The organism is Mesobacillus selenatarsenatis SF-1 (assembly GCF_000813125.1).
GTDB classification, from domain to species: domain Bacteria; phylum Bacillota; class Bacilli; order Bacillales; family Cytobacillaceae; genus Mesobacillus; species Mesobacillus selenatarsenatis.
Map to the genome: position 1 here is coordinate 1 of NZ_BASE01000062.1, position 7,973 is coordinate 7,973.

Genomic DNA, 7,973 nt, shown 5'->3' on the forward strand with positions numbered 1-7,973 from the left:
CAAGGAAAGGAAGTCAAAATGGTAAAAGGAGAGCCTATGCATTGCCCGAAAATGAGGGAAGGAAGTCAAAACGGTAAAAGGAAATTCTCTGTATTACCTCAAATTCCAAAAAGCTTTCCACAATCACAAAGAAAAACCGCTGGCAATCCACTACCAGGCGGTTCTCTCATCTACAAACCAAGCATATCTCCAGCTAACTCCGGGAAATCAATAAATGGATTTCGGTTACCTTGAAGTTCCTGGATTGCAGCATTCCTATGCTTCTCGTATACCGTAACAGGATATTCGAAATGCCATCTCAGTAGAAGTTCGAAGTTCATCTGACCATCCATACTGATGACATCCCTATATCTTAAAGCGAAATAAAATACAGCCCTCGCAACAATGCCCTTGCCATATTCGGGTTCGAACTTCCCTTCTTCGACCATACCGCAGCCCGATCTTATTCCTGAAGCAGCAAGCTCAGGTTCGTAGGAGTGGAAATCGTGATACGGATGGTTGCTCCTCATGCTGTTGCATGCCGGCTCGCAGGCAAACAAGTGGTGAAGATCGCCCCGCATTGGCTCCTCACCATCAAACCATGATTGGGGCACTACGTGTTCAGTATTAAAAAGAGAGTCGGAACTGGCTATAAGGCCTCCTTGCCTCAAGGTATCCAAAAGTCGTAAATCTTCCTCAATGACCTCAACAGGGTCAAGGTCCTGTCCTGAATACAGGCTCTTCAGTTGAAGATTCTCCTGCAAGTCCACCCATGGATAAACAAAATCATGCGGTGAATATTTTAAATGGGAGGAATGTGTCCGAACCAGCAGAGAATGCAGCTCTTCTGGACCGAAAACAGCATCACAATAAAATTCATCACGCATTTCCGAGTCCAGTTCAGCATCATAATACGTTTTATTCTCGATGTTATGAATATACAGCTCGCTAGCCGACAGGATCATATCGCATCCATGACCATTGTTTTGAAGCTCTGATCGAAGATTTCCGCTAGATGCTCCGGCACAGTCAGATAAACGAGACCATTGCCTTCTAGCTTAGGCGAATTGCCGAGCGGCACAGTCCGCTTGACCAGTTGCGCATACAATTCAGGTTCTGTCAGCTCTCGCTCAAAGTGGGCTTGTGCATATGTCTTGATCAATGCCAGTGCGCCGGAAACGTGCGGAGCCGCCATTGATGTACCGCTCAAGGTCGCATATTTACCATTCAGATAGGTCGAAGTAATCCGCTCGCCCGGAGCCACGACATCAATTTCATTATGTGAGTTGGTAAAGTCAGATGATCCTCGTTCAAGGTTCACTGCGCCCACACTGATGACTTCGTTGTAAGCACCAGGGTAGGCAAATTCATTGGTAGCATCGTCGCCATCCCCTTCATTACCAGCGGCACAGACGACAAGGATATTCTCTTTTACTGCGGCTTGAATCGCCTCGTGTAACTCGGGAACATCTGCTGGCCCGCCCAGTGACATAGAGATAATATCCGCTTCCTGCTCAATGGCATAATGAATACCTTTGATAATCCACTCATACTTGCCTGAACCAGCCTTGTTCAAGACTTTTACAATCAGCAGACCAGCCTCTGGTGCGACACCGATGACACCTGCCTCATTTTCCTGTGCGGCAATCGTGCCTGCCACATGTGTACCGTGGCCATTATAGTCAGTATAAAGATCAGGGTTGCTGCGGTCATCATCTGTAAAATTCCTGCCGCCGATAATTCGGTCCTTTAGATCAGGATGTGTAATTTCACAGCCAGTATCCAAAACAGCAACCTTCATTCCCTTTCCTTTCGTTTCGTTCCAAAGCTTGGGTGCCTGGATCAGCTCTACACCTTTTGGTACTTCTTTCACTTCCTCAGATTCACCAATCACAGTATAAGGAATAACACGAACACCTTGCTCCATTTCTTTCCCTCCTTGGAGATAAAATTGAAGCTAGTTCTAGTTGTAATAATAAGTCTAACAATTCTGACTATTAATAAAAAGGACCGTTAGTAGGGTATTTGCTAGAAATAGAAATCCATAATTGGGCATTTCATCCTAATGAATTTACCTTGATATTATTCAGTAAACGTCTGAGAAAACTGGAAAAGGAATCGTCCGCCAAAATTGCATTACTCCCTTACGAAGGTTGAACACTACTTTCTAAGGGGTGAGATTACTTTGAACGTCGTAACGACATTTGTAGATAAAAGAAAACAAAAACAAGTGAAATATGAGCGAGCGATGCTCCGTGAATTATCAATTAACATCCTGCAGGGCAGGGTGAAACAATATTTTGGCTCATCAAGGCTGACCTCGAATCTCATCATGAATTCAGGAATCGAAGAAGCTTGTTATGATGTAGCTATAGAAGCATATTTACTGGGCGCAAAGTTCAGCCGTTTTGGATATTTCGGTGAACCGATAGAGGCGGTTAAGCCCCGCTGTGAAAAAGAAGAGCGGCATTTGATTGACACCTTATATAACTTTTTCCTTTTTTGGGGGAAGGGTGAAGAGGGAGTAGGTTCAGAAGAGCTTTATTACTTGTGTGAACAGTATGTAGACAGTTGGTGGAGAGAAGGATTCATGAAGGGTGAAAAGAAATATAAAATGAGGCTGCACTAACAGAAGTTCTAAACCGTCGACCTGTCCCATATAGTTTATTATCAGGGACTAGCTGGGAAGGATGGTTTAGAACATGCTGAAGAAACTCAAATTCGGATTATTTGCAGCCGGCCTTGCCGTGCTGTTCCTTATATTGCAGTATGATTTTACCGAGCATGACTCCTGGGAATCCTGGAACCTTCCGCTTTCAGGAAAAATCATCTATCTTGATCCAGGACATGGAGGCGTTGACCCGGGGGCAGGAGAAGAGGAACCCTTTGAAAAAGATATCGCGCTTAGTGTTACCTTGAAATTACGGGATTACCTACAGCAACAGGGAGCCCTTGTCATCATGACTCGCGAGACAGATGTCGACCTAGCGGATAAAGGACTCAAGGGCTACAGTAAGCGAAAGGTCCAGGATTTAAAAAGACGACTGGATTTGATAAATGAGTCTGAAGCCGATTTTTTTGCAACGATACACTTGAACGCGATCCCATCCTCCAAATGGAAAGGGGCGCAAACATTCTACTCCACGAATTACAAGGAAAACAAACGAGCTGCCAAACTGATTCAGGATGAATTACGCCGTAACCTTGAAAACACAGACCGAGATGCAAAGGCGGCGAATAGTATTTATTTATTGAAGCATACGAATAAACCTGGGGTTTTGGTCGAGATAGGTTTTTTATCAAATCCACAGGAAGCCGCAAATCTGAAAGATGAGGCTTATCAGGAAAAAGTTGCAGGATCAATTTATGAAGGTATGCTCAGATATTTTACAGATGAACAGAAATTTTGGGAAAAATAAAGAGGGGTCCTTGATCCTTCTTTTTCTTTTTGGAAGGCTCTTTTCTCAAACTTTGTTGCTATTGAATACAAAATTGGAGTGAATTATCTATATCCTTCGTAAAGTTGACGCTTCTTATGAGAAAAGAGCATGCAAACTTAATACCGACATGCAAAATGGCTATATATTACGTTAAAATCGGCTTAAGGATTTTAACAACAACCTTTATGAAAACAGCCTTTTGGAAAAAATATCTTTCAGTAATGTGTGACAGGTTTAACACTTAGGAATTTTATCAATATGTTATACTGTCCTTGGAGATAAATTTTTACAGAGGAAGGTGTCATTATGTTAACTGAAGCTAAGGTGCGCGAAAGTTTAAAAGACCTTAAGGAACCATTTTTACATAAAACACTCGAAGACATAAATGCAATCGAAGAAATCAAGATTAAAGAAGAGAAGAACCATGTAAGCGTTAAAATAGCTATCGCGAAAACAGGTACTGCCGAACAGCTGCAGCTGCAAACGGAAATTGTCAATATCTTAAAAAGCGCTGGAGCGGCATCTGTAGGATTGCGTTTCTCTGAACTGCCTGCAGAAGTTCTATCAAAATTCCAGACAGCGGCTCCTGAAGAAGAGGAAGGCTTGCTGTCTCCTAATAGCCAAACAACATTCATCGCGATCGCGAGTGGAAAAGGGGGAGTAGGTAAATCTACTGTTTCCGTCAACCTTGCTGTCTCACTAGCGCGTTTGGGTAAAAAAGTTGGACTTGTTGATGCTGACATCTATGGTTTCAGTGTTCCTGACATGATGGGCATCACAAAGCGACCGGTTGTAAGAGGAGAAAGAATCATTCCAGTTGAAAGACATGGAGTTAAAGTCATCTCTATGGGATTCTTTGTTGAAGATAACGCACCAATTATCTGGCGCGGACCGATGCTTGGCAAAATGCTTAACAGCTTCTTCAATGAAGTCGAGTGGGGAGAACTTGATTATCTTCTATTGGACTTGCCACCAGGAACTGGGGACGTTGCCCTGGATGTTCACACCATGCTGCCAACATGTAAAGAAATCATCGTTACTACGCCACATCCGACAGCGGCATTCGTTGCTGCACGTGCAGGTGCGATGGCGCTTCGTACAGAACATGAAATCCTCGGTGTAATTGAAAACATGTCTTACTTTGAGAGCAAGCTGACTGAGGAAAAAGAATATGTCTTTGGACAAGGCGGCGGCGAAAAATTGGCGGACGAGCTTAATACTCAGCTGTTAGGCAAACTGCCATTAGGCCAGCCAACCTGGAATGAAGAAGACTTTGCACCATCCATTTATCAGGAAGATGATAAAATTGGCGCACTTTATACAAATATTGCCCAGCAAGTTGTCCAAATGCTTGGGAAGTAATAAAACAAGCCTCTCCTATACCAGGAGAGGCTCTTTCATTGGAATATCCGGTTGGATTGCTGGTCGGGGCTGACCAAAGCGCCTGTGCTTTCTTGCAATTATTATTGACCTCCAGAGCCGCCGCCTTCTTCGGATCCACCGCCGCCGGATCCACCGCCGCCTTCTTCAGATTCGCCTTCTGACTTTTGGGTTGGCATTTCTTCAGCAGCTTTAACGATCAAAGCCTGTAATTTCGCCTTGAAAAGCGGGCTTTCAAAGGTTTCGGTCATCACTTTTTGCAGATGTTCCCGATATTCTTTGCTTTTGAGGACGTTAGTTAATTCCTTTTCAAGTTCAGGATCCTTCATGACTTCAATCATCATGCCTTTATATTCTGGATCCTTCATAAGGTCCTTTAACAGCTTTTCATTTTCCTTCTTCATGCTTTTTGCAACGCTCTCAGCGAATTTAGGATCCTCGAAGGATTTTTTCCAAAACTCCATGCCTTTTTTGGAGGTCATTGTCTTTTCGACTGTATCAATTACGACCGGCTGGTCCATTATTAGCTTTTCCTTCATGCCATCGTCACCCATGACTTCCTGAATTGCTTTTTTTCCATCATCAGTCTTCAGGATGTCGACAACCATTTTCTTTGTTTCCTCGTAATCGACTTGCCCCCCTGCTGACTCGGCCGGAGAAGCGCAGCCGGCAGCTAAAAGTAAAAAGGTTACAGGGAGTAAAAACTTCATGATTTTCTTCATCTTCCATTCCCCTTTCACATAGACAGCCCTAATTTTAGGATGAGTAAAATGACAAATTGTTATACACGAATAACGACACCTAGATTTTTCAAACCCGCATTGGTACAATCAAATGGTGAAGTTTAATTTTGTTTTGGGGGAAAAAATCGTGACAAGCCGTAATTGGGTACACTTATTTCTTACCACCCTGGTTGTTGGAGCGGTGACAACTGCTTTAGTTGGTTTTATTGTCCGCTGGAGTGAATTCCAGCAGCTGTTGAGTGATTTCAACATTCTTGAATTCCTCTCTATTTTAGTATGGCTAATGGGTGTGGGTCTTATATTTAGCATTGTTAGCCAAATGGGTTTCTTTGCTTATTTGACTGTACATCGTTTTGGCCTTGGTATTTTTAAATCTCTATGGAATCCAGTACAAGTCCTGTTGATTGCTTTTGTATTGTTTGACCTCGTCTATCTGCGTTTTAACGCTTTCGCAGAAAGCGATGAGAGTATCATGCCTTATATAGGTCTCGCGGTAATCGTCCTGGTCGCTGGGTTGATTGTAGCGTTTATGAAGGTTAAGCAAACCAACAAAGAAGCTTTAATACCAGCATTGTTTTTTATGATTGTCGTAACAGTGATCGAATGGGTGCCCGTACTCCGGGTAAACGAGCACAGTTGGCTTTATCTCATGCTGTTTCCATTGTTAGCATGTAATGCCTACCAACTGCTGGTTTTGCATAAGCTTAACCAGAAATCACAGGAAGAGCGAAAAGCCCTTGAAAAAAAGGCTAAAACAAATGAAAAAGTACAAAAAAAGCCGTCCAACGCATAGTTGGACGGTTATTTTATTTCTGCTGACTTAGAGTCACCGTTGGCGATCATTTCTGAAACTGTGACCATCTTCAGATTCTTTGACCTGATATCCTTTAACACCAGAGGCAGTGCTTCCGCGGTTTGTTTAGCTGAATCAGAAGCATGCATCAACAGGATATCACCCTTCTTTGCCTTTGTAGCATTCTCGGCAATGACCTCAGTGCCAGGATTCGTCCAATCCTTTGTATCAAGACTCCAGTGGACGACTGTATACCCGAGTCGTTCGGCAATTTTTAAGGTGCGTTGATCAAAATGGCCAGTAGGGGCACGCAGCAACTCGATATTCTTAACGTTAAGCTTTTTAAATGCTTCTTGAGCTTTTAGGATATCACGCCTGATTTTATCTTCCTCTAAATCGGTATAATCCTTATACTCATATCCAAGCATGCCAATCTCATATCCCTCTTTCACCATCCGGTTCACCAGGTCTGGATGTCTTTCTGCCCAGGATCCGGACAAGAAGAAGGTGACAGCTCCTGCTTTCTCTTTCTTCAGAACGTCAAGAATTGGTTCCGCTTTTTCATCGCCCCAGCCAATATTAAAGGTCAAAGCTAAATCCTTTTCACCTTTATAAATGGCTTTAGGACCATCCTTTGCTGAAAAAGCAGGGAGTTGGACCATGTTTTCCATGTAAAAGAACCAAGCTGTAAAAAAGGCTGCGATCACGATGACAAAAACTGTTTTAATCGACTTAGCATTCATTACATAAAAGAAATTCATTTTCTCACCACCTCGTCCAATGCACTCCTTGTCTCATTTTTATTCCGCAGGTCAAAAAGATATGATAATAAAAAAATCAGATTATAAAAATCCGAAAAAAAGACAACACTACAAGGACTATGTGAAATGAACAGGAGTGTATGTATGCTTGGTGTTCTGATCAATGAAAAGGAAATGAAAGAGCTAGAATACTTAATTAAAAGGGAAATGGATGAAATCCTATTCGATCTGAAGGATGATCGTATTGATCATGTAGTAAAGAGGTCGATGAAAGAAAGATATAAAATACTGTTTTCGCTTTTTAAAAGAGTAGCATCTCCTAAGGAATGTCTTAAGTATATGCCAGCGAAGAAAAGCATGTATAAAGGTTAATAAACAATAAGGAAAATTTTTTCGTAATACTTATTGACGTAAATAAATTATCCTGTTATATTAATAAACGTCGCTGCTGAGCCACTCGGTAACACGGTGATCGGCGGAAAAAATAATAAAAAATGCAGTTGACATCAAATCAGTCACATGTTATATTATGAAAGTCGCTTCTGAGCGGCGAGACAATAAATTGTTCTTTGAAAACTAAACAAACAAGCGTCAACAAACAATTTTTTATAGTGACTTCTATTATATAGATGATCACTAGCCAACGTTTTAAATTATGAGCTAAACTCATACTCTTTATTGGAGAGTTTGATCCTGGCTCAGGACGAACGCTGGCGGCGTGCCTAATACATGCAAGTCGAGCGGATCTTCATTAGCTTGCTTTTGAAGATCAGCGGCGGACGGGTGAGTAACACGTGGGCAACCTGCCTGTAAGACTGGGATAACTTCGGGAAACCGGAGCTAATACCGGATAATCCTTTCCCTCACATGAGGGAAA

The 7,973-nt window shown here is 42.4% G+C and carries 9 protein-coding genes and 1 rRNA gene; 6 read left to right on the forward strand and 4 right to left on the reverse strand.

All coding sequences use genetic code 11. The features are described from left to right. Positions 1 to 170: 170 nt before the first annotated feature. Positions 171 to 944 (reverse strand): endonuclease I family protein, encoded by a 774-nt coding sequence (locus tag TY49_RS12970; protein ID WP_041966342.1) that lies wholly within the window; start codon positions 942 to 944, stop codon positions 171 to 173. Further along, the gene (locus TY49_RS12975) at positions 941 to 1,906 is read right to left on the reverse strand and encodes a S8 family peptidase (RefSeq protein ID WP_041966343.1); all 966 of its coding nucleotides are present in this window, start codon (positions 1,904 to 1,906) and stop codon (positions 941 to 943) included. Before TY49_RS12975 ends, TY49_RS12970 begins: the two co-directional genes overlap by 4 nt. 258 nt (positions 1,907 to 2,164) lie before the next feature. Between TY49_RS12975 and TY49_RS12980 the strand changes: the two genes are divergently transcribed. The 3 genes from TY49_RS12980 (at position 2,165) to salA (ending at position 4,781) form a co-directional block, all read left to right on the forward strand. Then, a complete protein-coding gene (locus TY49_RS12980; protein ID WP_041966344.1) occupies positions 2,165 to 2,608 on the forward strand; it encodes a YbaK family protein in 444 nt (147 codons plus the stop codon). A gap of 73 nt (positions 2,609 to 2,681) precedes the next feature. Continuing rightward, the gene (gene cwlD / locus TY49_RS12985; RefSeq protein ID WP_041966345.1) at positions 2,682 to 3,398 is read left to right on the forward strand and encodes an N-acetylmuramoyl-L-alanine amidase CwlD; all 717 of its coding nucleotides are present in this window, start codon (positions 2,682 to 2,684) and stop codon (positions 3,396 to 3,398) included. Positions 3,399 to 3,725: 327 nt separating this feature from the next. Then, entirely contained in the window at positions 3,726 to 4,781 is a 1,056-nt protein-coding gene (salA, locus tag TY49_RS12990; protein ID WP_041966346.1) for an iron-sulfur carrier protein/transcriptional regulator SalA, read from the forward strand. 101 nt (positions 4,782 to 4,882) lie between these two features. On the opposite strand, the gene gerD is transcribed toward salA, so the two are convergent. Next, positions 4,883 to 5,521 (reverse strand): spore germination lipoprotein GerD, encoded by a 639-nt coding sequence (gene gerD / locus TY49_RS12995; protein WP_041966347.1) that lies wholly within the window; start codon positions 5,519 to 5,521, stop codon positions 4,883 to 4,885. 148 nt (positions 5,522 to 5,669) lie between these two features. Here gerD and TY49_RS13000 point away from each other — a divergent pair, with 148 nt between their 5' ends. After that, positions 5,670 to 6,335, forward strand: coding sequence for a KinB-signaling pathway activation protein (locus TY49_RS13000; RefSeq protein ID WP_041966348.1), 666 nt, complete (start codon positions 5,670 to 5,672; stop codon positions 6,333 to 6,335). An 8-nt stretch (positions 6,336 to 6,343) separates the two neighbouring features. Here the strand turns inward: TY49_RS13000 and pdaB are convergent, their stop codons facing one another. Then, positions 6,344 to 7,096 carry a polysaccharide deacetylase family sporulation protein PdaB gene (pdaB, locus tag TY49_RS13005; RefSeq protein WP_041966349.1) on the reverse strand — a complete coding sequence of 251 codons (753 nt, stop codon included), beginning with the start codon at positions 7,094 to 7,096 and terminating at the stop codon, positions 6,344 to 6,346. Positions 7,097 to 7,240: 144 nt separating this feature from the next. Here pdaB and TY49_RS13010 point away from each other — a divergent pair, with 144 nt between their 5' ends. Together TY49_RS13010 and TY49_RS13015 are read left to right on the forward strand one after the other, a co-directional pair. Beyond that, a complete protein-coding gene (locus tag TY49_RS13010; protein WP_041966350.1) occupies positions 7,241 to 7,468 on the forward strand; it encodes a hypothetical protein in 228 nt (75 codons plus the stop codon). A gap of 303 nt (positions 7,469 to 7,771) precedes the next feature. Next, positions 7,772 to 7,973, forward strand: a 16S ribosomal RNA gene (locus tag TY49_RS13015); the annotation flags it as partial.

Coding starts and splice junctions, on each gene's coding strand:
- TY49_RS12970 (WP_041966342.1), bottom strand. CDS start 944: ATGATCCTGTCGGCTAGCGAGCTGTATATTCATAACATCGAGAATAAA.
- TY49_RS12975 (WP_041966343.1), bottom strand. CDS start 1,906: ATGGAGCAAGGTGTTCGTGTTATTCCTTATACTGTGATTGGTGAATCT.
- cwlD (WP_041966345.1), top strand. CDS start 2,682: ATGCTGAAGAAACTCAAATTCGGATTATTTGCAGCCGGCCTTGCCGTG.
- salA (WP_041966346.1), top strand. CDS start 3,726: ATGTTAACTGAAGCTAAGGTGCGCGAAAGTTTAAAAGACCTTAAGGAA.
- gerD (WP_041966347.1), bottom strand. CDS start 5,521: ATGAAGAAAATCATGAAGTTTTTACTCCCTGTAACCTTTTTACTTTTA.
- pdaB (WP_041966349.1), bottom strand. CDS start 7,096: ATGAATTTCTTTTATGTAATGAATGCTAAGTCGATTAAAACAGTTTTT.
- TY49_RS13010 (WP_041966350.1), top strand. CDS start 7,241: ATGCTTGGTGTTCTGATCAATGAAAAGGAAATGAAAGAGCTAGAATAC.